A 23,548-nucleotide genomic window follows, 5' to 3' on the forward strand; every position below is an offset into this window, starting at 1 on the left:
GCATCCGCGGCGACAAGCCGCGCCGCGCGCGCCGTCCACACCTCACACGACAGCCATGACCTCACGACGCAGTTTCCTGCGCGGCAGTGCCCACGCGGGCATCGCCGCCGCAACCTACGCAGCCTTTCCGCCGGCAATCCAGCGGGCGCTGGCCATCCCCGCCCACAACGCGACCGGCACCATCCGCGATGTCGAGCACGTGGTGATCCTGATGCAGGAGAACCGTGCGTTCGACCACTACTTCGGCACGCTGGCCGGTGTGCGCGGCTTCGGCGACCGCTTCCCGATTCCACTGCCCGAGGGCCGCAACGTCTGGCAGCAGCGCCTGGCCAACGGCAATGTAGTCATGCCCTTCCACCTGGACGGCAGCCGGGGCAACGCGCAGCGCGCCAATGGCACGCCGCACGACTGGAACGACAGCCAGCAGGCCTGGGACAACGGCCGCATGGACCAGTGGCCGCGCTACAAGAACCAGATCTCCATGGGCTACTTCAAGGAAGCCGAGATTCCCTTCCCGTTCGCGCTGGCCAATGCCTTCACGCTCTGCGATGCCTACCACTGCGCCATGCACACGGGCACGGATGCCAACCGCGCGTTCTTCCTGACGGGCACCAACGGCGCGGTGCCGACCGGCACGGCCTTCGTCTCCAACGAGTGGGACTGGCTCGATGGCCGCGCCAGCGCCGTCAACACGGGCTACACCTGGACCACTTATGCCGAGCGCCTGGAGGCGGCCGGCGTCAGCTGGATCAGCTACCAGAACATGCCCGACGAGTGGGGCGACAACATGCTGGGCGCGTTCCGCCAGTTCCGCCGCGCCAACCAGGCTTCGGGCTATCCCGTGTCCAGTGGCGGCGCACCGAACAGCGCCTACAGCAACTCTGGCCAGGCCCTGCCGTACCACGCCTACGACGCACCCACGGACAACGCGAACAACCCGCTCTACAAGGGCATCGCCAACACCTTGCCCGGCACCTCGCCCGAGAACTACCTGGACGCCTTCAAGCGCGACATCCGCGAAGGCAAGCTGCCCGCCGTGTCCTGGATGAACGCGCCCTCGGCCTACTGCGAGCACCCCGGCCCCTCGAGTCCGGTGCAGGGCGCCTGGTTCCTGCAAGAGGTGCTGGACGCGCTGACGGCCAACCCCGACGTCTGGAGCAAGACCGTGCTGATCGTCAACTTCGACGAGAACGACGGCTACTTCGATCACGTACCTTCGCCCTCGGCGCCGTCGCCGGACGGCAAGGGCGGCTATGCCGGCAAGACCACGCTGGCCCAGGCCGACCTGGCGGCCGAGTACTACACGCACGGCAGGCCGCTCGGAAGCACCAGCCAGCCGGCAGCCGACGGCCGCGTCTACGGCCCGGGCCCGCGCGTGCCCATGTACGTGATCTCGCCGTGGAGCCGCGGTGGCTGGGTCAACTCGCAGGTGTTCGACCACACCTCGGTGATCCGCTTCCTGGAGGCGCGCTTCGGTGTGGCCGAGCCCAACATCGGCCCGTTCCGCCGCGCCGTGTGCGGCGACCTGACCAGCGCCTTCAATTTCGCCACGCCCAACAGTGAAGCGCTGCCCGTGTTGCAGGGCCGCAAGAGCCGCGGCGAGGCGGATGCGTTGCGCACGGCCCAGCAGCGGCTCGCGCAAATCGCGCCACCGGCCGCGCCGCAATTGCCGGTGCAGGCCGGCGGCACGCGCCCCTCGCGCGCGCTGCCCTACGAGCTGGCGACGATCTGCGCGGTGCAGCCCGGCGCCACCATGGCGGCCGTGCGCGTGGCGCTGGACTTCGCCAACACGGGTCGCCAGGCCGCCGTGTTCCATGTCTACGACCGCAAGGACCTGGCGGCCGTGCCGCGCCGCTACATGGTCGAACCCGGCAAGACGCTGTCGGACCTGTGGACGCCGGCCGTGGGCGGTGCCTACGACCTGTGGGTGCTGGGCCCCAACGGCTACCACCGCCATTTCACGGGCAGCGCGCTGCGGGCGATCGCAGCCGGCCAGCCGCGGCCCGACGTGCAGGTGCGCTGCGACGCCGCCACGGGCGAGCTCGTGCTGCGCCTAGTCAACGCTGGCGCGGCGCCATGCACCTTCAGCCTGGCCGCCAATGCCTACCAGCCGCTGACGCAAAGCCACGCGCTGGCGCCGCGCAGCGAACTCTCCGTGCGCCTGCCGGTGGCCGGCAACGGCTACTGGTACGACTTCAGCGCCACGGTGTCGGGCCAGCCCGACTACCTGCGGCGTTTCGCCGGCCGTGTCGAGACCGGCCGCCACACGGTCAGCGATCCCGCGCTGGGCCAATGAACCCACTTCAGAGAAAGAACATGCATTCCATCCTTCGCGGCGTGATCGCCGGCACGGCCCTCGCGCTGTGCGCTTCCTTCGCCTCGGCCGCCGTGCTGAGCTTCGACGACATCGTGGGCGCCAACGGCTATGCCGCCGTGCCCACCAACTATGGCGGGCTGGACTGGTCGGGCAGCAGCTGGTCGGCCTTCACGGCGCCCGAGGCCCCGTACACGGCGCACTCCGGCGATGGCCGCATCGCCATGGGCTGGGACGGCACGGATGCCACCAGCACCATCCGCTTCATCGCGCCGACGGTGTTCGACGGTGCCTGGTTCGCCGGCTACGGCGAGGCCAGCGTGCGCTTCGACCTGTACCTGGCCGGCGCGCTGGTCGGCAGCTCCGACACGCTGGGCCTGTCGGCGACGCCAGCGTTCCTGGCGAGCGGCTGGACCGGTGCGGTCGATGCCGTGGTGGTGTCCAGCAACCTGCACGCGTTCTACGTGATGGACGACTTCAGCTTCCAGGATGCGAGCGAAGTGCCAGAGCCCGCCACGCTGGCCCTGGTGCTGGCCGGCCTGGGCCTGGCCGGCGTGGCACGTCGTCGCGGCTGAGCAGCTCTGAACGCGACGAGGGGGCCGCTCAGCCCTTGGTGATCCCCACGTCGGGCAACTGCGGACGGTTCGCGAGGGCCTTGTTCATGATGGTTTCCACATGCGCCTTGTCCGCCGCCGGCAGCTCCAGCCGCGGCGGGCGGGTGCGGAAGGTGCCGCGGCCCATGATGTGCTCGCACAGCTTGATGCACTGCACCAGGTCGGGCCGCGCATCGAGGTGCAGCAACGGCATGAACCACTCGTACAGCGGCATCAGCTCGTCGAAGCGCTTCGCCTTGGCCAGGCGGAACAGGGTCTCGCCCTCCTTGGGGAAGGCGTTGGACATGCCCGAGACCCAGCCGACGGCGCCCATCGCCACGCTCTCGACCACCACGTCGTCCAGGCCGGCGAACAGCACGAAGCGGTCGCCGACCATGTTGCGCGTGTCGATGAAGCGGCGCGTGTCGCCCGAGCTGTCCTTGAAGCAGACGATGGTCTCGCAGTCGGCCAGCGTGGCCAGGATGTCCGGCGTCACGTCGTTCTTGTAGATCGGCGGGTTGTTGTAGACCATCACCGGCAAGTCCGTGGCCTTGGACACGGTGCGAAAGTGCGCCGCCGTCTCGTGCGGCTTGGACGAGTAGAGCAGGGCCGGCATGACCATGATGCCGTCCACGCCGATGCGCGCGGCCTCCTTGGCGGTCTCCACGGCAAAGGCCGTGGTGAACTCGGCGATGCCGCAGATCACGGGCACGCGGCCCTTGGCCACGGCGCGGCCGGCTTCCATGATGGCGATCTTCTCCTTGGTGGAGAGCGAGCAGTTCTCGCCCACCGTGCCGCAGACGATCAGGCCGGAAACGCCGTCGGTGATCAGCGCGTCCATCACCTTGGCGGTGGCGTCCACGTCGACCGACATGTCTTCGCGGAACTGGGTGGTGACGGCGGGGAACACGCCCTGCCAATTGACTTTGGGGCTCATGGTTTGCCTCTTGTGGTTGGGATGGATTACAGCTTGGCGCCAGCGGTGCGCAACTCGGCGATGGCAGGCGCCTTGGGCAGCCAGATCGCATCGAAGGCCTTGATGCTGGCCTCGACATTGGCGGCCGGCTCGGCCTTCATGGCGATGCCGGTCTCCTTGAACTTGGCCAGCAGGCCGGGCTCGGTGCCCGCGATCTCGGCGATCTGCGCGTCCAGCGACTTGGCGACCTGTTCGCGGATCAGCTCCTTGTCCTTGTCGGGCAGCGACGCCCAGACGCGGCCCGACACCAGCGGCGCGAACGGCATGAACAGCGCGTTCATCTGCAGGATCACCTTGGACACCTTGTCGAAGCGCGCATTCCACGAGAACTCGATGTCGGCCTCCAGCGCATCGACCTGGCCGTTGGCCATGGCGTCGAACACCTGGGGCGTGGGGATCGGCGTGGGTGCGGCGCCCATGGATTGGTAGAAGTCGCGGTAGACCGGGGTGGGGTTGATGCGCAGCTTGAGGCCCTTGAGGTCGGCCGAGCTGGCGAGGTCCTTGGTCGAGAACACCGAGCGCATGCCCGTGATGCCCCAGCCCAGGCCGATGCAGCCGGTCTCGCGCGGCAGCACCTCGAGCAGCTTGAGGGCGGCGGGCGTCTTGACCAGCTGGGCCACGGCGGCGGTCGAGCGCACCAGGTAGGGCGCGTTGATCGCTGCCACCGTGGCCACGCGCGAGCCGAGCTCGGCGGCCTGGATCCAGCCCATGTCGAGCGCGCCGGATTGCAGCTGCTGCATCATGGCGGACTCGTTGCCGAGCTGGCCCGAGTGGAACACCGTGGCCGACAGGCGCCCGCCGGTCTCCTTCTTGAGCGTCTCGCCAAAGGCCACGGCGGCGCGGTTCCACGAGTGGCCGGCCGGCGTGATGAGGCCGATGCGGAACTCCTTGGTTTGGGCGCGCAGCAGGGGGCTGAAGGCGAGCGAGGCGGCAGCGGCACTGCCGGCGACGAAGGAACGGCGGGAGATCTGACGAAGAGTCATGGCAAAGGCTCCAGGTGGGAAAGTTACTTGAGAAGCCCCAGCGACAGCCAGGGGAAGATCGACAACAGCACCAGCGCGACGCAGCAGACCAGGAAGAACGGCAGCGTCACGATGAACATCTTTCCGGGCTTGGCCCCCGTGACCGCGGCGGCGACGAAGAAGCTCAGCCCCACGGGCGGCGACATCAGGCCCAGCACCAGGTTCACGACCACCACCACGCCGAAGTGGCGCGGGTCGATGCCATAGACCTCGGTGGCGATCGGCAGCAGGATGGGCACGGTCATGATCAGGCCCGGGATGCCGTCGATCACGGTGCCGATCACGAGCAGGATCACGTTGGAGAGCAGCATGAAGGTGACGGGGTCCTTGGCCACCGTCTGCACCCAGGCCGCCGTGGCCTGCGGCACCTTGCCGAAGATCAGGATCCACGAGAACACGGCGGCTGCCGCCACGAGGAACAGCACGATGGCCGAGTAGATGCCCGAGCGCACCAGCATCTCGGGGATCTGGCTGAAGCGGAACTCCTTGGTGACGTAACGGCCCACCAGCGCCGATGCGACGGCGCCCACGGCCGCGGCCTCGGTCGGATTGGCCAGTCCCGACAGGATGGAGCCCACGATAACGATGGGAATCAGCAGCGTGGGACTGCACACCGCCACCGATCTGGCGCGCTGGCGCAGCGTGCGGCGCTCGCTGCGCGGGTACTCGTAGACCAGCCCCATGAGGGCGATGAGCACGAAAAACAGCACCGTGAGCAGGATGCCGGGCAGGATGCCCGCGATCAGCATGTCGCCCACTGCCACCTGGGCCAGCACGCTGTAGACCACGAACATCACCGAGGGCGGGATGATGGGCCCAAGCATGCCGCCGTATACCGTGAGGCCGGCCGCGAAGGTCTTGTCGTAGCCCTGCTTTTCCATCTGCGGCACCATGACCTGCGACATGATGGCCACCTGCGCCGTGGCCGAGCCGATGATGGAGGAGACCAGCGCGTTGGCCAGGATGTTGACGTAGGCCAGCCCTCCCTTGACCGAGCCGATGAAGGCCATGGACAGCTCGACCAACCGGCGCGTGATGCCGCCGCCGTTCATGATCTCGCCGATCAGGATGAATAGCGGGATGGCGATCAGGCCGTAGCTGTCCACGCCACCGAACATCTGCATCGGGAACGACTGGAACAAGAGCGGGTTGCCGCTGTCCCAGATGTAGAACATGCCGGCAAGGCACAGGCAGATGCCGATCGGCACGCCGATGAACATGACGGCCAGGAAGAAGAGGCTGGTCAGCATGGTCAGTTCACCACGGCTTCGGCGTCCGACACGGGGAAGCCGGCGTGGCGGCGCTTGGGCTGCCAGCCCAGGTCTTCGACCAGGTTGGCCGCGGCGTGCAGGCTCAGCGTGAACGCGAAGATTGGCAGGATGGTCTGCAGCAGCCAGGTCGGCCAGTTCAAGGTCTGCGTGCGCTCGGTGTAGAGAAAGTTGAAGGAGGTGCCGGCGAACTCCTTGGCATCGAAACCTGCGCGCGCGATGCCCACCGGGTCCATCCAGATCCAGCACATCCACAGCATGGCCAGGCCGAACACCAGCACACCTCCACCGGCGGTGAGCTTGAAGATGCGCGCGGCGCCCGCGCCGAGCTTGTCCGTCAGCAGCGTGACGGCGAAGTCCATGCGCAGCCGCGTCATGGCCGAGCCGCCGACGAAGGTCAGCCAGACGACGGAATAGACCGCGGCCTCGTCGATCCAGTAGATCGGCATGCCGGTGTAGCGGGTGGCCACGTTGACGAGGATCAGCGCCATGAGCAGCGCCATCAAGCCGAGGATCAGCCAGCGCTCCAGGCGCAGCACCGCGCTGGAGGCGTCGAGCACCAGACTGGACAATCCATTGCGCCGGGGTGGGGCGGGCTGCTGCATCTTGGGTATTCCTTTGGAATATTTGAAATATATTAGCCGTATGCTAGAGTTCAAAGCAAGCTTGATGCCACGGAATTTCATCCGTGCTTACCCGGGGAATCGGAAGTGACCGTGAAGAAGGCTGCCGCGCCCAAGCGGCGCGATGCCGACCTGGCCTATGAGGCCATCGAAGCCATGATCTCCACCATGGGGCTACCGCCCGGCAGCCCCATCGTCGAGGCCGAGATCTCCGAGCGCATCGCCATCGGCCGCACGCCGGTGCGCGAGGCGTTGATGCGGCTGATGTCCATCGGGCTCATCGTGCAGCAACCGCGCCGCGGCCTGCTGGTCTCGCCGATCGACCTGGCCAACCACCTGGACGCGATCCTCACGCGGCGCGTGCTGGAGCGCGTGATCGCCTCGTGCTCGGCACGCCGCGCCAACGCAGTCGAACGCCAGCTGCTGATCGATTGCGCTGAGCGCATGGTGGCCGCCGCCGCGCGCGACGACCTCAAGGCTTACATGCGCGCCGACCATGATCTGGACGCGGCCAACCACGCCGCCAGCCGCAATGCGTCGGCCGTCACGGCGGTGGTGCCGCTGGTCACGCAATGCAGGCGCTTCTGGTATGCCTACCAGCATGCCGGCGAGATCAAGGAGGGCGCGCGCTGCCACGCGCTGTTGGCCAGCGGCATCGCCAAGGGCAGCGAGGCCGAGGCGGTGCAGGGCGCCGACGCGCTGATGGACTACCTGGAAGCCTTCACGCGGCGCGTGATCGACAACTGAAGTTCAGGGCACCTCGAGCACCAGCCGGATGCCGACCAGCGTGTAGCGCGTCTCGGGCGTGTTCCAGTTGCGAAAGCCGCAGCGCGCATAGAGCGGCCAGGTGTGCCAGGAGCCGCCGCGGCGCACCTTCACTTCCCCGTCGGCGGGGCCCTTCGGATCGTCGACGGGCGAACGCGTGTAGTAGTCGTCGGCATGCCAGTCGGCAGTCCATTCCCAAACGTTGCCCAGCATGTCGTGCAGGCCGAACGCATTGGGCGCGAAGCTGCCGACGGGGGCGGTGAAGGCCTGGCCGTCGTGGAACGGGAAGGCCTGGCCCGCCCACCGGGGCCAATGCGCGGCGGCGTCGCGGTCGAACACGTTGGCCTGGCCTTGCAGTGCGGCGGGTGGCGGCTCCGCGCCGTGCTGGCCGGCGCGGCAGGCGTATTCCCACTCGGCCTCGGTCGGCAGGCGGTAGCGCCGGCCTTCGGTGCGCGAAAGCCATTGGGCCAGCGCCTGGGCGTCGTTCCAGGTCACATTGACGACCGGATGGTCATCGCCCTGCGCGAAGCCCGGGTTGCGCCAGGAGTAGCGCGGATCGCGGCCCTCGAAGGCGTCGCCCCGCGCCGTGGTGGCGGGGTTGTAGGCCGGGTTCCAGCCGTAACCGCCGGTCCCGTCCGCAACCGATTCCGGCACATGGCCCGAGCGTTCGAGGAAGGCGCGGAACTGGCCGACCGTGACCTCGCTGCTGCCCAGGTAGAAGGCCCGCGTGATGCGCACCGCATGGGCCGGCCTCTCGTCGGCCAGGTCCTGCAGGCGCCGTGCTTCGGCCTGGGGGTACAGCGCCTGGAGTTCCTCTGTCGATGCCGCGGTGCCCATGCGAAAGCTGCCGGCCGGAATGCGCACGAACACCATGCCCAGCGTGTTGACCTGCGGGGCCTCGCCAGGCGGCAGCGGCATGGCACAACCGGCTGCCAGCAGCGCGAGCGCCGCGGTGCAGATCCAGGGGGCAGGTGGCGGCATCCTGGACCGATCGCGCTCAGGCTAGCGCTTCGAGCAGTTCGGTTTCCACGGCGATCTGCAGCCGGTTCTGCTGCAGCGCGGGGCCCTGGACCAGGAAGGTGTCTTCCACGCGCTCGCCAAGCGTGCTGATCTTGGCCAACTGCACGCTGATCTCGTTGCGTGCCAGCACCCGCGCCACCAGGTACAGGAGGCCGGGCCGGTCGCTGGCAGAGATGGACAGCAGCCAGCGCTGGGCCTTGTCGTCGGGCTGCAGGTCCACGCGCGGCGCGACCGGGAAGCTCTTGACCCGGCGCGACACGCGGCCGCGGCCCGGCGTGGGCAGCGGGCCTGCGGTGGCCAGCGCCTGGGCCAGGTCGGCCTCCACCATGTGCATGAGCTCCTGGTAGTGCTCGGGCAGCATGGAGGTGACGATCTGGAAGGTGTCCAGCGCGTAGCCGTTGTTGGCCGTGTGCACCTTGGCGTCGATGATGGAGAAACCGGCGTGGTCGAAGTAACCGCAGATGCGCGCGAACAGGTCGGCGCGGTCGGCCGTGTAGACCATCACCTGCAGGCCTTCGCCCACCGGCGAACGGCGCGCGCGCACCAGCGCGGGCTGGGCCGGATCCAGGCCTCCGGGGCCCAGGTGGCGCGCGATCTGCCGCGCGTGCCAGGCGATGTCGCCAGCCTCGTGGCGCATGAAGTAGCTCACGTCCAGCGTGGCCCACAGCCGCTTGTGCGATTCGAAGGGCTCGGCGTGCAGCGCGAGCTGCGTGAGCGCCTCGCGCTTGCGGGCCTCGATGTCGGCATCCGGGTCGGGCGCGCGGCCGCCCAGCACGCGCAGCGTGTAGCGGTACAGGTCTTCCAGCAGCTTGCCCTTCCAGGCGTTCCAGACCTTGGGCGAGGTGCCGCGGATGTCGGCCACGGTCAACAGGTACAGCGCCGTGAGGTAGCGCTCGTTGCCCACGCGCTTGGCGAAGCCGGCGATGACATCGGGGTCGGACAGGTCGGCCTTCTGCGCCACGCGCGACAGCGTCAGGTGCTCCTCCACCAGGAACTCGATGAGCTTGCTGTCCTGGCGGCCGATGCCGTGCTGCAGGCAGAAGCGCCGCACATCGCGCGCGCCGAGCTCGGAGTGGTCGCCGCCGCGGCCCTTGGCGATGTCGTGGAACAGCGCGGCGATGTACAGGATCCAGGGCTTGTCCCAGCCGGCCGCCAGCTGCGAGCAGAACGGGTACTCGTGCGCATGCTCAGCCATGAAGAAGCGGCGCACGTTGCGCAGCACCATCAGGATGTGCTGGTCCACGGTGTAGACGTGGAACAGGTCGTGCTGCATCTGGCCCACGATCTTGCGGAACACCCACAGGTAGCGGCCCAGCACCGAGGTCTGGTTCATGAGCCGGATGGCGTGCGTGATGCCGGCCGGCTGCATCAGGATGCGGCGGAAGGTCTCGCGGTTGACCGGGTCGTTGCGAAAACGCGCCGTCATCAGCGAACGCGCGTTGTACAGCGCACGCAGTGTGCGCGCCGACAGGCCGCGGATGCCCACTGTGCTCTCGTAGAGCAGGAAGGTCTCGAGGATGGCGTGCGGATGGCGGTGGTAGAGGTCGTCGCTGGCCACCTCGATCATTCCGGCCTTCTCGAAGAAGCGCTCGTTGATCGGCCGCAGCGCGTGCGTGGTGGGGTTCAGCCGCTCCTCGATGTTGAGCAGGAGGACCTGGTTCAGCTGGCTGACCGCCTTGGCCGCCCAGTAGTACTGGCGCATCAACTGCTCGCTGGCGCGCACCGGCGTTTCCTGCGCGGTGTCGTTGCGCCAGCCGAAGGATTCGGCCACGGCCGTCTGCAGGTCGAACACCAGTCGGTCTTCGCGCCGGCCGGCGATCAGGTGCAGCCGCGCGCGGATCAGCCCCAGCAGCGCCTCGTTGCGCTTGATCTGGCGGGCTTCGTGCGGCGTGGCCAGGCCGGTGCGGGCGAGTTCATCCCAGCTGTTGCCCAGGCCCGCGGCCTTGGTGATCCACAGGATCAGCTGCAGGTCGCGCAGGCCGCCCGGCGATTCCTTGCAGTTGGGCTCCAGCGCGTAGGGGGTGTTGTCGAATTTGTTGTGGCGCTGGCGCATCTCCAGCGTCTTGGCCACGAGGAAGGCCTGCGGGTCGACGGCCTTGCGGAACTGGTTGCTGAACAGCGTGAACAGGCCGCTGTGGCCGGCGATGAGCCGCGCCTCGAGCAGCGAGGTCTGCACTGTCACGTCCTTCTCGGCCTCGGCCAGGCAGTCGCGGATGCTGCGCACCGAGGAGCCAATCTCCAGGCCCGCGTCCCAGCAGCTGCCGATGAAGCCTTCGATGCAGGCCTTCAGGTCGGCATCGTGCTCGGGCGAGAGGTCTTCGGGCAGCATGAGCAGCACGTCGACATCCGAATGCGGGAACAGCTCGCCCCGGCCGAACCCGCCCACGGCCAGCAGGGCGCATGAAGCGGGCATGCCGGCCCGTTGCCAGAGCTGGCACAGCGTCTCGTCGGCCAGCCGCCCCAGTTGCTGCAGCACGCCATGCAGGTTGCGCGTGCTGGCACCGCAGTCGCGCAAGGACTGCAGCAGCGCGCTCTTGCGCTGCTGGTATTGCGCACGCAGGGCCGGCAGGTCGGCCGCCGGCGTTGCGCTGCAGGGGGCGGCCAGGCTGCTCAAGCGCTGGCCGTGGCAGGTTGCGCCTGCACGAAAGCCGGCGGCGCCAGGCTGCCGGCCGACAGGGTCAGCACCTCGTAGCCGGTCTCGGTGACGAGCACGGTGTGCTCCCACTGGGCCGACAGCGAGTGGTCCTTGGTGACGATGGTCCAGCCGTCCTTCTCGGGGCCATCCTTGATCTCGCGCCGGCCGGCGTTGATCATGGGCTCGATCGTGAAGGTCATGCCGGGCTCCAGCACCTCCATGGTGCCGGGGCGGCCGTAGTGCAGCACCTGCGGCTCCTCGTGGAAGCGCTGGCCGATGCCGTGGCCGCAGAATTCGCGCACCACCGAGTAGCCCTGGCCTTCGGCGAACTTCTGGATGGCGTGGCCGATGTCGCCCAGGCGGGCGCCGGGCTTGACCTTGACGATGCCGTGCCACATTGCCTCGTAGGTCACCTGCACCAGGCGGCGGGCGGCGATGGAGCCCTCGCCGATGATGTACATGCGGCTGTTGTCGCCGTACCAGCCATCCTTGGTGATCACGGTGACATCGATGTTCATGATGTCGCCCTTCTTGAGCGGCTTCTCGTTCGGGATGCCATGGCAGACCACATGGTTCAACGAGGTGCACAGCGCGGCCGGGTAGGGCGGGTAGCCGGGCGGCTGGTAGCCCACCGTGGCCGAGCGCGTGCCTTGCACGTTGACCATGTAGTCGTGGGCGAGTCGGTCGATTTCCTTGGTGGTGACGCCAGCCGCGACATGCGGCGTCAGGTAATCGAGAACTTCGGACGCCAGGCGGCAGGCTTCGCGCATGCCTGCGATTCCGGCGGCGTCTTTGATGGTGATGCTCATGGGGCCGAATTATCCCACTCGGGTTTTCCATTGTCTGGCGCCGCTAAAATTGCCGGCTTTCCGTCAGCGGCGAACCGCCAAGCCCAGTCAGCGCTTGCCCGGGCGCCGCCGCCCACCATCCACAGGCCGCCACAACGTGACCTCGCACCCGATCCAGCTCGAAGGCGGCAACGCCCTGAGCGACTTCCGCGTCCAGCAACTGCTTCCCCGCCTGCAGGCGGTCCACGACAAGATCACGGGCCTGGCGGCGCGCCATGTGCACCTGGTGCTGGCCGATGCCGCGCTGGAGCCGGCCGCCGCCGAGCGCCTGGCCGCCCTGCTGGACTACGGCGACCCATACCAGGGCCCGGTCGACGGCCCGGTGCTGGTGGTCACGCCGCGCCTGGGCACGGTCTCGCCCTGGGCGTCCAAGGCGACCGACATCGCCCACAACTGCGGCCTGCCCGTGCGCCGCGTGGAGCGCATCACCGAGTACCGGCTGGTGCTCAAGAGCGGCTTGCTGGGCGGCAAGCCGCAACTGAGCGCAGAGCAGCTGCTGGCCATCGGCGACCTGCTGCACGACCGCATGACCGAGAGCCTGCTGGCGGACCGCCAGCAGGCGCAAGGCCTGTTCGCCACCTTGGAAGCCGCGCCCATGGCCCGCGTGGACGTGCTGGGCGGTGGCCGCGGTGCGCTGGAGTCGGCCAACCGTGCGTTCGGCCTGGCCCTGGCGGTGGACGAGATCGACTACCTGCTGGACGCCTTCACCAAGCTTGGCCGCAACCCGACCGATGTCGAGTTGATGATGTTCGCGCAGGCCAACAGCGAGCACTGCCGCCACAAGATCTTCAATGCCAAGTTCACGGTGGACGGCCAGGACCAGGCGCTGAGCCTGTTCGGCATGATCCGCAACACGCACCAGCTGGCGCCGCAGCACACCGTCGTTGCCTATTCCGACAACGCTTCGGTCATGGAGGGCGGCACCGTGCAGCGTTTCGTGGCGGGCGAGGGTGGGGCCTATGCCGGTCAGCCGGCGCTGCACCATGTGCTCATGAAGGTGGAGACGCACAACCACCCGACGGCGATTTCTCCCTTCCCGGGCGCGTCCACCGGTGCGGGCGGTGAAATCCGCGACGAGGGTGCGACGGGCCGCGGCTCCAAGCCCAAGGCCGGCCTGACCGGCTTCACGGTCTCCAAGCTCTGGCCCGCTGCGGCCGATGTGGCCTACGGCAAGCCGGCCCACATCGCAAGTGCGCTGCAGATCATGACCGAGGGCCCGCTCGGCGGTGCGGCGTTCAACAACGAGTTCGGCCGGCCCAACCTCCTGGGCTACTTCCGCGAGTACGAGCAGACGGCCGCCAGCGACGTGGACAGCCAGCGCCGCGGCTACCACAAGCCCATCATGATCGCGGGCGGCCTGGGCACCATCGCCGCCGAGCAGACCACCAAGATCCAGTTTCCGGCCGGCGCGCTGCTGATCCAGCTGGGTGGCCCGGGCATGCGCATCGGCATGGGCGGCAGCGCCGCCAGTTCCATGGCCACGGGCGCCAACGCGGCCGAACTCGACTTCGACTCGGTGCAGCGCGGCAACCCGGAGATCGAGCGCCGTGCGCAGGAAGTCATCAACCGTTGCTGGCAGCAAGGTGCAGACAACCCCATCCTGGCGATCCACGACGTCGGCGCGGGCGGCCTGTCCAATGCCTTCCCGGAACTGACCAACGACGCCGGCCGCGGCGCGCGCTTCGACCTGTCGGCCGTGCCGCTGGAAGAGTCGGGCATGGCGCCCAAGGAAATCTGGTGCAACGAGAGCCAGGAGCGCTACGTGCTGGCCATCGCGCCCGAGTCGCTGGAGCGCTTCGCGGCCTTCTGCGCCCGCGAGCGTTGCCCGTTTGCCGTCGTTGGCCGGGCCACTGAGGAGCGCCGGCTGGTGCTGGCAGCGGACGATGCGCCGGTCGACATGCCGATGGAAGTGCTGCTGGGCAAGCCGCCCAAGATGCACCGCGACGTGCAGACCGTGGCGCGCCGTTTCGCGCCGCTGGACCTGAATGGCGTGGAGCTGCAGAAGGCCGTGATCGACGTGCTGGCGCACCCGACCGTGGCCTCCAAGCGCTTCCTGATCACGATCGGCGACCGCACCGTGGGCGGCCTGTCGCACCGCGACCAGATGGTCGGCCCCTGGCAGGTGCCCGTGGCCGACTGCGCCGTGACATTGGCCGACTACGCCGGCTTCGCAGGCGAGGCGATGTCCATGGGCGAGCGCACGCCGCTGGCCGTCATCGACGCGCCGGCTTCGGGCCGCATGGCGGTGGCCGAAGCCATCACCAACCTGTTGGCCGCGCCGATCGAGCTGCCGCGCGTCAAGCTGTCGGCCAACTGGATGGCGGCCTGCGGCCAGCCGGGCGAGGACGCCGCGCTGTACGCGACGGTCAAGGCGGTCGGTATGGAGCTGTGCCCGGCGCTGGGCATCTCGATCCCGGTCGGCAAGGACTCGCTGTCCATGCGCACGCAGTGGCAGGATGGCGCAGAGCAGAAGCAGGTCAGCGCACCGGTGAGCCTGATCGTCTCGGCCTTCGCGACGCTGGCCGACGTGCGCGGCACGCTCACCCCGCAACTGGACGCGACCGAGGCCGACAGCACGCTGGTGCTGGTCGACCTGGGCCGTGGCAAACACCGCATGGGCGGCAGCATCCTGGCGCAGACGCTGGGCCAGGTGGGCGATGCCGCACCCGACCTGGATGAGCCGCAGGACCTAGTCAACCTGGTCAACGCGGTCAACGCACTGCGTGCCCAAGGCCGCATCCTCGCCTACCACGACCGCAGCGACGGCGGTCTCCTGGCTACGGTTTGCGAAATGGCCTTCGCCGGCCATGTCGGCGTGGCGCTCAACGTGGACATGCTGGTCACCGAGGGCGATGGGATCAGCGACAGCCGGGCCGAGTACGGCGACGCCAAGAACTGGGCCAGCCAGGTCTCGGCGCGGCGCGAGGAGCTCACGCTGAAGGCCTTGTTCAGCGAGGAGCTGGGCGCCGTGCTGCAGGTGCGCACCTCCGAGCGCAACGAGGTCATGCAGGTGTTGCGTGCCCACGGCCTGTCCAAATGGAGCCACTTCATCGGCAAGACGCGGCCTGCGGGCGGCGCCATCGAGGTCGGCGTGGGCGAGGTCCAGGTCTGGCGCGACACCAAGTCGGTGTTCGCTGCCAAGCTGGCCGACCTGCACCAGGTCTGGGACAGCGTGAGCTGGAAGATCTGCCAGCAGCGCGACAACCCGGCCGGCGCCGATGCGGAGCATGCGGCGGTTGGTGCAGCCAACGATCCCGGCCTGCAGGTGGCGCTGACCTTCTCGCCCAGCACGACCGTGGCGCCGGCACTGCTGCAGCGCCGGCCCAAGGTGGCCGTGCTGCGCGAGCAGGGCGTCAACTCGCACGTGGAAATGGCCTGGGCCTTCACCCAGGCCGGCTTCGAGGCCTTCGACGTGCACATGACCGACCTGCAGGCCGGCCGCTTCGACCTGGCCGATTTCCAGGGCGTGGTGGCCTGTGGCGGCTTCAGCTATGGCGACACGCTGGGCGCAGGCATCGGCTGGGCGCGATCGATCACCTTCCATGAACGCCTGTCGGCGCAGTTCCAGGCCTTCTTCGGCCGCGGCGACACGTTCGGCCTCGGTGTCTGCAACGGCTGCCAGATGTTCGCCGAGCTGGCCGACATCATCCCGGGCGCGCAGGACTGGCCGCGCTTCACGACCAACCGCAGCGAGCGCTTCGAGGCGCGGCTGTCGCAGGTGGAAGTGCTGGAATCGCCCAGCCTGTTCTTCAAGGGCATGGCGGGCAGCCGGCTGCCGATCGCGGTGGCGCACGGCGAAGGCTTCGCCAACTTCGCGCGGCGCGGCAATGCGGCCAAGGCGATCGCTGCGATGCGCTTCACCGACCACCACGGCCAGCCGACCGAGGCCTACCCGTTCAACCCGAACGGCAGCCCGGACGGCCTGACGGCCGTGACGACGGCCGACGGCCGCTTCACGGCCATGATGCCGCACCCCGAGCGCGTGTTCCGCAACATCCAGATGAGTTGGACGCCTTGCGACAAGAGCGCCACCAGCCCCTGGATGGAGCTGTGGCACAACGCCCGGCGCTGGGTCGGGTAAGCCGCCGCAGTTCAGCTGGGGCGCTGGCCCTGGCTCAGCCGCCGATGTAGCTCATCTCGATGCGCTTCTCGAGCGGTGCCAGCATGCCGGCTCCGCGCAGCTGCGAATAGCGGTCGCTGCGGTTGTGCCAGATGCCGGCGATGGCCTGTGTGATCTGCCCGTCGTCCGCGCCACCGCGCAGCAGGCTGCGCAGGTCGTGGCCGCGGCTTGCGAACAGGCACAGGTAGACCTGGCCTTCGGTCGACAGCCGGGCGCGGTTGCAGTCGTGGCAGAAGGCCTGGGTCACGCTGCTGATGACGCCGATCTCGCCCGAGCCATCGGCATAGCCCCAACGCTCGGCCGTCTCGCCGGGCGCCGAAGGCTCCAGCGCCACCAGCGGCAGCTCGGCCGACAGACGTTGCACCACCTCGGCCGAGGGCATGACCTCGTGCATGCGCCAGCCGTTGGTGGCGCCCACGTCCATGTATTCGATGAAGCGCAGCACCACGCCCGTGCCGCGGAAATGCCACGCCATCGGCACGATCTCCTGCTCGTTCGTGCCGCGCTTGACGACCATGTTGACCTTGATGGGGCCGAGCCCGGCCTGGTGGGCGGCCTCGATGCCGCGTAGCACGTCGGCGACGGGAAAGTCCACATCGTTCATGCGCCGGAACACGGTGTCGTCCAGCCCGTCCAGGCTCACGGTCACCCGGTTCAGACCAGCAGCCTTCAGGCTGGCGGCCTTGCGCGCCAGCAGCGAACCGTTGGTCGTGAGGGTCAGGTCCAGCGGCTCGCCATCCGGCGTGCGCAGGCCGGCCAGTTGCTCGACCAGCACCTCGATGTTCTTGCGCAGCAGCGGCTCGCCACCGGTCAGGCGGATCTTGCGCACGCCCTGCGCCACGAACAGCCGCGCCAGCCGCGTGATCTCCTCGAAGCTCAGCAGCGCGCTGTGCGGCAGGTAGGGGTAGTCCTTGCCGAAGACTTCCTTGGGCATGCAGTAGCTGCAGCGGAAGTTGCAGCGGTCGGTCACGCTGATGCGCAGGTCGCGCAGGGGGCGCTGCAGCTGGTCGTACAGCGTGCCGGCACCCTCGTCCACGGCATGCAGCGGGACCGGCAGCGGCGCAGCCTGGACAACGAGGGGAATGACGCGGCGGACCATCGCGGGATTGTGCCGCAGCGTCTGGGGGAATCCGCTGGCGTGTGGACAATGGAATTGCGAGTCATTATCATCTGATCGCCCGAGTACGCACGCTCCAGTCCACGCAAAGGGCGCACCCCAGATGGAGGCATGCGCGTGGATCCTGAAACCCTCAATTCGCGAACGGCCGGCGGCGACCTGCTGTTGCCCTGGCAGTCGCTCATGTCGCGTGGCACCGCGGCGGCGCGGCAAGGCCATGTGTTGCTGGCACTGGCGAGCTTCCAGGAGGCCTTGGGCATGGCCCGGGCACTGCTGACAAAGCCGGGCGAGCGCAGCGACGACTGCGTGGCCGCATTGGTCGTCTCCCACCACAACCTCGCTGAGGTCCAGCTTGACGCCGGCGGCAACGACCTCGCGGCCGCCCAGCTGGCGTCAGCCCACGAAACCCTGATGCACCTGCTGTGCAACCCGACCACCGACGGGGCGCTGCGGCAGGCGGCACTGCGCCACAGCCGCGAGACCCACGCGGCTCTGCTGCTGTACCTCGAAGCCCATGGCGCCCATCCCATGATCGCGCGTGCCCTGCGCGCCGGCTGCCTGGGCGTGGCGCTCGGCTCCTTGCACTGACGGCGCACCGATTCAATTCACTTCGCAACCCACAGGACAACAACGATGCCCTACACCTTGCCGGCCCTGCCGTACGCCTACACCGCGCTCGAACCCCACATCGATGCGCAGACCATGGAAATCCACCACAGCAAGCACCACCAGACCTACATCGCGAACCTGAACAACGCGGTGCAGGGCACGGAATGGGCCGAGCTGCCGATCGAGGCACTCGTCGCCCAGGCCGCCACGTTGCCGGAGAGCCTGCAGACCGCGGTGCGCAACAACGGCGGCGGGCATGCCAACCACAGCCTGTTCTGGACCGTGATGTCGCCGCAGGGAGGTGGTGAGCCCACGGGCGCACTCGCGCAGGCCATCCAGGCGGACCTGGGCGGCTTCGCAGCGTTCAAGGATGCCTTCACGCGCGCTGCGCTGACACGGTTTGGCAGCGGCTGGGCGTGGCTCAGCGTGGCGCCGGACGGCAAGCTGGTCGTCGAGAGCAGCGCCAACCAGGACAGCCCGCTGATGGCGGGCTGGCTGTCGGGCAACACGCCCATCCTGGGGCTGGACGTCTGGGAGCACGCCTATTACCTCAAGTACCAGAACCGCCGGCCGGAGTACATCCAGGCCTTCTTCAATGTGGTGGACTGGACCGAGGTGTCGGGCCGCTTCGCCGCCGCCCGCCGGCCGCGCTGAACCTTGGAAAGGAAGCCGATGCACGGGACGCAGTCTTCCGGCCAGATGACGGCCACGGCCGGCTTGCGCCCGCGCAAGCTGCTGGGCTGGGCCATCCTGCTTGCAGGCCTGGCTTTGCCCTTGGTGCACCTGCTCCAGCGGATCCTGGCAGACCCGGTCATGGCCGCGGCCCTGCAGGCCGGCTCGGTGGCCGCGCTGGCCACGGCGCTGGGCACGGTGCCGGTCCTGCTGTCGCAGCGCCTGTCGGACCGTGCGCAAGACACCTTGTTCGGCTTTGGCGCAGGCGTGATGCTGGCCGCCTGCGCGTTCTCCTTGATCATTCCGGGCCTGGCCGCCGCGACTGCAGGCGGTGCCGGGCCGTGGCGTTCGGGCATGACCGTGGGGGCGGCCATCCTGCTGGGCGGCATCGTGCTGCTGGCGCTGGAGCGGTGGTTGCCGCACGAACACTTCATCAAGGGCAAGGAGGGTCCAGAAGCGCGCACGCTCAAGCGCACCTGGCTGTTCGTTTTCGCGATCGCCCTGCACAACCTGCCCGAGGGACTGGCCATCGGCGTGGGTTTCGCCGGCACCGACCCGACGCGGGCCGGCGCACTGGCCACCGGCATTGCGATACAGGATGTGCCCGAGGGCCTGGTGGTTGCCGTGGCGCTGCTGGCGGCGGGCTACCGGCGCAGTGTCGCCGTGGGCCTGGGAATGGCCTCCGGCTTGATCGAGCCGGTGGGTGCCGTCATCGGGGCGGCCATCATCAGTTACTCGGCCGCGCTGCTGCCCTGGGGATTGGGTTTTGCGGCTGGCGCCATGCTGTTCGTGATCAGCCACGAGATCATTCCCGAGTCCCACCGCAAGGGCCACGAAGCCTGGGCCACGGGCGGGCTCATGCTGGGCTTCGTGCTCATGATGCTGCTCGACACCGCCCTGGGCTGAGCCGCCTCAGCCGTGGCGCACCGCCACGGTCTTGAGGACCGTGAAGCCGTACAGCGCCTCGAAACCCTTCTCGCGGCCGTGGCCAGAGCTCTTGACGCCGCCGAAGGGCAGTTCGACGCCGCCGCCCGCACCGTAGTTGTTGATGAACACCTGGCCGCTGCGCACGCCGCGGGCCATGCGGAACTGGCGTGCGCCGTCGCGCGTCCAGACGCCGGCCACGAGGCCGAACTGGGTGGCGTTGGCCAGTTCCAGTGCATGCTCCTCATCGCGGAAGGCCATGGCGGCGAGCACGGGGCCGAACACCTCTTCCTGCGCCAGCCGGTGGTCCACGGGCACGTCGCGCAGCAGCGTGGGGGCCTGGTAGTAGCCGGTCTCGGGCGCTTCTTCCACCACGCGGCCCTGGGCCACGACCGGGATGTCGGCCGAATGGGCATCGGACAGGAAATCCCAGACGCGTTGCTGCTGCGTGGCGCGGATCAGCGGGCCCACGTCCAGGTCCATCGCGGCGGGGCCGACGCGCAGGCCTTCGAACGCCGTGGCGAGGCGTTCGAGCAGCGGCTCGTAGATGGACTGCTCGACCAGCAGGCGCGAACCCGCGGAGCAGGTCTGGCCCGCGTTCTGCACGATGGCGTTGACGATGGCCGGGATGGCCTGGTCCAGGTCGGCATCGGCGAACACGATCTGCGGGCTCTTGCCGCCCAGCTCCAGCGTGACCGGGCAATGGCGCTCCGCGGCGGCCTGCTGGATCAAGGTGCCGACCTTGGGGCTGCCCGTGAAGCTGATGTGGTCGATGCCGGGATGGCGCGCCAGCGCGTCGCCGACCTCGTGGCCGTAGCCCGTCACGATGTTGATGGCACCGGCCGGAAAGCCGGCCTCGGCCGCCAGTTCGGCAACCCGCAGCAGCGACAGGCAGGCGTCTTCCGAGGGCTTGACCACGCAGACGTTGCCGGCCGCCAGCGCGCCGGCCACGCAGCGGCCGAAGATCTGCATGGGGTAGTTCCAGGGGACGACATGGCCCGTCACGCCATGCGGCTCGCGCCAGGTGAACACGCTGTAGCCGTTCTGGTAGGGGATGGTCTCGCCGTGCAGCTTGTCGCAGGCGCCGGCATAGAACTCGAAGTAGCGCACCAGCGCGATGGCGTCGGCGCGGGCCTGCTTGGTCGGCTTGCCGCAGTCGCGCTGTTCCAGCGCGGCGAGTTCCTCGCCATGTTCGGCGATCTTCTCGGCCAGGCGCATCAGCAGCCGGCTGCGTTCGGCCGCCGACAGCTTGGACCAGACGCCGTCGTAGCACTGGCGCGCAGCGCGCACGGCGGCGTCGATGTCCTGTGCGTTGCTGCGCTGGATCTCCTCGAAGGGCTGGCCGTCGGACGGGTCGATGACCGGGATGGTGCGGCCGGAAGAGGAGGGGACGAAGGCGTTGGCGATGTAGTTCAGGGGCATGGGGCAACCGTGAGTGTGTGTGGCAGATGCCGCATCCGGGGATAGAGCATCGCGGGCCCGGCGGTCGCCAGGCGATGGCGGGGAATCTTACGTGGCCGCACGGCCTGGGCCGCCCGTGAACAAAAAGCCCGCGCTGCAGGCGGGCTCGCAGGGGAAGCGGGCCGCCGACTATTGCACGGCGACTTCCACCCGGCGTGCCTCCGCGGGCGGGCCTCCGGCCGTGGTCTGCTCCGGCTTCCTGAGTTCGACCTTGTCTTCGGGCACACCGGCGGTCTTCAACGCGTCACGCACCGCAACAGCGCGCTGGCGGGCCAGTTCGGCGTTTTTCGCGGCATCGCCCGAGGCATCGTGGTAGCCGCTCACCACCGCCCGCTTGCCGGCGGCGACGGCCTTGGCCACCTCGGCCAGCGCGGCTTCGCTGCCGGTGGCCAGATCGGCCTTGGCGCTGGCGAAGTAGAACTTGACGACCCCGTTGTCGACCCGGAACGAGGCCACATCGCCGCCAGCCGTGGCGGCGGCCGGCGCTGCCATCGGAACCGAGCCGCCGTGGAACTGCATCACCAGCGGCACGATCAGCAGCGCCACGATGTTGATGATCTTGATGAGCGGATTGACCGCGGGGCCGGCCGTGTCCTTGTACGGGTCGCCCACGGTGTCGCCGGTGACGGCGGCCTTGTGCGTCTCCGAACCCTTGCCGCCGTGGTGGCCGTCCTCGATGTATTTCTTGGCGTTGTCCCAGGCGCCGCCGCCGGTGCACATGGAAATCGCCACGAACAGGCCGGTCACGATGGTGCCCATCAGCAGCCCGCCCAGCGCTGCCGGGCCGAGCAAGAGGCCCACCAGGATGGGCACGACCACCGGCAGCAGCGAGGGCACCATCATTTCCTTGATGGCGGCCGAGGTCAGCATGTCCACAGCCTTGCCGTACTCGGGCTTGGCCGTGCCTTCCATGATTCCCGGGATGTCGCGGAACTGGCGCCGCACCTCCACCACCACCGAGCCGGCTGCGCGGCCCACGGCCTCCATCGCCATGGCGCCGAACAGGTAGGGGATCAGCCCGCCGATGAAGAGGCCGATGATGACCATCGGATTGGACAGGTCGAAGGTGATCACGCGGCCGTAGGCCTCCAGCTTGTGCGTGTAGTCGGCGAACAGCACCAGCGCCGCCAGGCCCGCCGAACCGATCGCGTAGCCCTTGGTCACGGCCTTGGTGGTGTTGCCCACGGCGTCCAGTGGGTCGGTCACGTCGCGCACGCTGCTGGGCAGCTCGGCCATCTCGGCAATGCCGCCGGCGTTGTCGGTGATGGGGCCGTAGGCGTCCAGCGCCACCACGATGCCCGCCATGCTGAGCATGGAGGTGGCTGCGATGGCGATGCCGTACAGGCCACCCAGGGCGTAGGACACCCAGATCGCGATGCAGACGAAGATCACCGGCCAGGCGGTGGAGCGCATGGACACGCCCAGGCCCGCGATGATGTTGGTGCCGTGGCCAGTGGTCGATGCCTGGGCAATGTGCTTGACGGGTGCGTACTGCGTGCCGGTGTAGTACTCGGTGACCCAGACCAGCGCGGCCGTCAGCACCAGCCCCACGGCGCAGGCGCCGAACAGCTTCATCTGGCTGCCGGCCGCGGCAATCGCGTTGTCGGGGATCAGCCACGCCGTGACGAACCAGAACGCCACGAGCGACAGCACACCGGCCACCGCCAGGCCCTTGTACAGCGCCGGCATCACGTTCTTCATGCCGGGCGAGGCCTTGACGAAGAAGCAGCCGATGATGGAAGCGACGATGGACACCGCGCCCAGCGCCAGCGGATACACCACCATGCTGGCACCGCCGCCGGTGACCACCAGCGCGCCCAGCACCATGGTGGCGATCAATGTCACGGCGTAGGTCTCGAACAGGTCGGCCGCCATGCCGGCGCAGTCGCCCACGTTGTCGCCCACGTTGTCGGCGATGACGGCGGGGTTGCGCGGGTCGTCCTCGGGGATGCCGGCTTCGACCTTGCCGACCAGGTCGGCGCCCACGTCGGCGCCCTTGGTGAAGATGCCGCCGCCCAGCCGCGCGAAGATGGAGATCAGCGAAGAGCCGAATGCGAAGCCGATCAGCGGGTTCAGCAGCTCGCTGGGCTTGGTGCCCGGCGCGCCGTTGGCGGCCAGATACCAATAGAAGCCGGTGACGCCCAAGAGCCCCAGCCCGACGACCAGCATGCCGGTGATGGCGCCGCCGCGGAAGGCCACGTCCAGTGCCGGCCCGATGCCTTGCGTGGCGGCCTGCGCCGTGCGCACGTTGGCCCGCACCGAGACATTCATGCCGATGAAGCCGCAGGCGCCCGACAGCACGGCGCCGATGACGAAGCCCACCGCCGTCTTGGCGTCCAGGAACAGGGCGATCAGCACGGTCAGCACCACGCCGACGATGGCGATGGTCTTGTACTGTCGTGCAAGGTAGGCTGCAGCCCCGGTCTGGATCGCCGCGGCGATCTCCTGCATGCGGGCGTTGCCCGCGTCCTTGGCCAAAATCCAGCTGCGGGCCCAGAAGCCATAGGCCACGGCAATGAAGCCGCAGACCAGCGCCAATATCAGCGCCGAGTTGCCAGTCATAGAACGTCTCTCCTCACGC

Annotated in this window: 17 protein-coding genes; 7 read left to right on the forward strand and 10 right to left on the reverse strand. The window is 68.7% G+C overall.

Annotated elements, in window-relative coordinates; all coding sequences use genetic code 11:
* Positions 1-55 precede the first annotated feature (55 nt).
* Positions 56-2,296 carry a phosphocholine-specific phospholipase C gene (locus DES41_RS13100; RefSeq protein WP_114468092.1) on the forward strand — a complete coding sequence of 747 codons (2,241 nt, stop codon included), beginning with the start codon at positions 56-58 and terminating at the stop codon, positions 2,294-2,296.
* Between the two features lie 20 nt (positions 2,297-2,316).
* Entirely contained in the window at positions 2,317-2,889 is a 573-nt protein-coding gene (locus DES41_RS13105) for a PEP-CTERM sorting domain-containing protein (RefSeq protein ID WP_170168172.1), read from the forward strand.
* Positions 2,890-2,917: 28 nt separating this feature from the next.
* Here DES41_RS13105 and DES41_RS13110 read toward each other — a convergent pair whose 3' ends face one another.
* The 4 genes from DES41_RS13110 to DES41_RS13125 are packed head-to-tail and all read right to left on the reverse strand — an operon-like array spanning position 2,918 to position 6,778.
* Positions 2,918-3,844, reverse strand: coding sequence for a dihydrodipicolinate synthase family protein (locus DES41_RS13110; protein WP_114468094.1), 927 nt, complete (start codon positions 3,842-3,844; stop codon positions 2,918-2,920).
* A gap of 26 nt (positions 3,845-3,870) precedes the next feature.
* A complete protein-coding gene (locus DES41_RS13115) occupies positions 3,871-4,866 on the reverse strand; it encodes a TRAP transporter substrate-binding protein (protein WP_114468095.1) in 996 nt (331 codons plus the stop codon).
* A gap of 23 nt (positions 4,867-4,889) precedes the next feature.
* Entirely contained in the window at positions 4,890-6,155 is a 1,266-nt protein-coding gene (locus DES41_RS13120) for a TRAP transporter large permease (RefSeq protein WP_114468096.1), read from the reverse strand.
* 2 nt (positions 6,156-6,157) lie between these two features.
* Positions 6,158-6,778, reverse strand: coding sequence for a TRAP transporter small permease (locus tag DES41_RS13125; protein ID WP_114468097.1), 621 nt, complete (start codon positions 6,776-6,778; stop codon positions 6,158-6,160).
* Between the two features lie 111 nt (positions 6,779-6,889).
* On the opposite strand from DES41_RS13125, the gene DES41_RS13130 reads away from it, so the two are divergent.
* On the forward strand, positions 6,890-7,543 hold the full coding sequence (locus tag DES41_RS13130) for a GntR family transcriptional regulator (RefSeq protein WP_425466360.1): 654 nt from the start codon (positions 6,890-6,892) through the stop codon (positions 7,541-7,543).
* A 3-nt stretch (positions 7,544-7,546) separates the two neighbouring features.
* Here the strand turns inward: DES41_RS13130 and DES41_RS13135 are convergent, their stop codons facing one another.
* Genes DES41_RS13135 through map form a run of 3 tightly spaced genes read right to left on the reverse strand, consistent with a single transcriptional unit; the run spans position 7,547 to position 12,025 of the window.
* A complete protein-coding gene (locus tag DES41_RS13135; RefSeq protein WP_114468099.1) occupies positions 7,547-8,542 on the reverse strand; it encodes a formylglycine-generating enzyme family protein in 996 nt (331 codons plus the stop codon).
* Between the two features lie 16 nt (positions 8,543-8,558).
* Positions 8,559-11,195: a [protein-PII] uridylyltransferase gene (locus DES41_RS13140; protein WP_245965683.1), complete on the reverse strand. Its 2,637-nt coding sequence runs from the start codon at positions 11,193-11,195 to the stop codon at positions 8,559-8,561.
* The gene (gene map, locus DES41_RS13145) at positions 11,192-12,025 is read right to left on the reverse strand and encodes a type I methionyl aminopeptidase (protein ID WP_114468100.1); all 834 of its coding nucleotides are present in this window, start codon (positions 12,023-12,025) and stop codon (positions 11,192-11,194) included. The genes DES41_RS13140 and map overlap by 4 nt, the downstream gene beginning before the upstream one ends.
* On the opposite strand from map, the gene purL reads away from it, so the two are divergent.
* Positions 12,024-16,145 carry a phosphoribosylformylglycinamidine synthase gene (purL, locus tag DES41_RS13150; RefSeq protein ID WP_114468411.1) on the forward strand — a complete coding sequence of 1,374 codons (4,122 nt, stop codon included), beginning with the start codon at positions 12,024-12,026 and terminating at the stop codon, positions 16,143-16,145. The genes map and purL overlap by 2 nt on opposite strands.
* Positions 16,146-16,179: 34 nt before the next feature.
* Here purL and moaA read toward each other — a convergent pair whose 3' ends face one another.
* Positions 16,180-17,283 (reverse strand): GTP 3',8-cyclase MoaA, encoded by a 1,104-nt coding sequence (gene moaA, locus DES41_RS13155; protein ID WP_114468101.1) that lies wholly within the window; start codon positions 17,281-17,283, stop codon positions 16,180-16,182.
* Between the two features lie 135 nt (positions 17,284-17,418).
* On the opposite strand from moaA, the gene DES41_RS13160 reads away from it, so the two are divergent.
* From DES41_RS13160 to DES41_RS13170, 3 genes are read left to right on the forward strand one after another with little or no spacing between them, the layout of a single operon-like run.
* The gene (locus DES41_RS13160; RefSeq protein ID WP_147282848.1) at positions 17,419-17,889 is read left to right on the forward strand and encodes a hypothetical protein; all 471 of its coding nucleotides are present in this window, start codon (positions 17,419-17,421) and stop codon (positions 17,887-17,889) included.
* Positions 17,890-17,934: 45 nt separating this feature from the next.
* Positions 17,935-18,564 carry a superoxide dismutase gene (locus tag DES41_RS13165; RefSeq protein ID WP_114468103.1) on the forward strand — a complete coding sequence of 210 codons (630 nt, stop codon included), beginning with the start codon at positions 17,935-17,937 and terminating at the stop codon, positions 18,562-18,564.
* A gap of 18 nt (positions 18,565-18,582) precedes the next feature.
* Positions 18,583-19,488: a ZIP family metal transporter gene (locus tag DES41_RS13170; RefSeq protein WP_245965685.1), complete on the forward strand. Its 906-nt coding sequence runs from the start codon at positions 18,583-18,585 to the stop codon at positions 19,486-19,488.
* 6 nt (positions 19,489-19,494) lie between these two features.
* Here DES41_RS13170 and DES41_RS13175 read toward each other — a convergent pair whose 3' ends face one another.
* Positions 19,495-20,928, reverse strand: coding sequence for an aldehyde dehydrogenase family protein (locus DES41_RS13175; protein ID WP_114468104.1), 1,434 nt, complete (start codon positions 20,926-20,928; stop codon positions 19,495-19,497).
* A gap of 168 nt (positions 20,929-21,096) precedes the next feature.
* On the reverse strand, positions 21,097-23,529 hold the full coding sequence (locus DES41_RS13180) for a sodium-translocating pyrophosphatase (protein ID WP_114468105.1): 2,433 nt from the start codon (positions 23,527-23,529) through the stop codon (positions 21,097-21,099).
* Between the last annotated feature and the right edge of the window lie 19 nt (positions 23,530-23,548).

The organism is Pseudorhodoferax soli, assembly GCF_003337555.1.
Classification (GTDB): domain Bacteria; phylum Pseudomonadota; class Gammaproteobacteria; order Burkholderiales; family Burkholderiaceae_C; genus Pseudorhodoferax; species Pseudorhodoferax soli.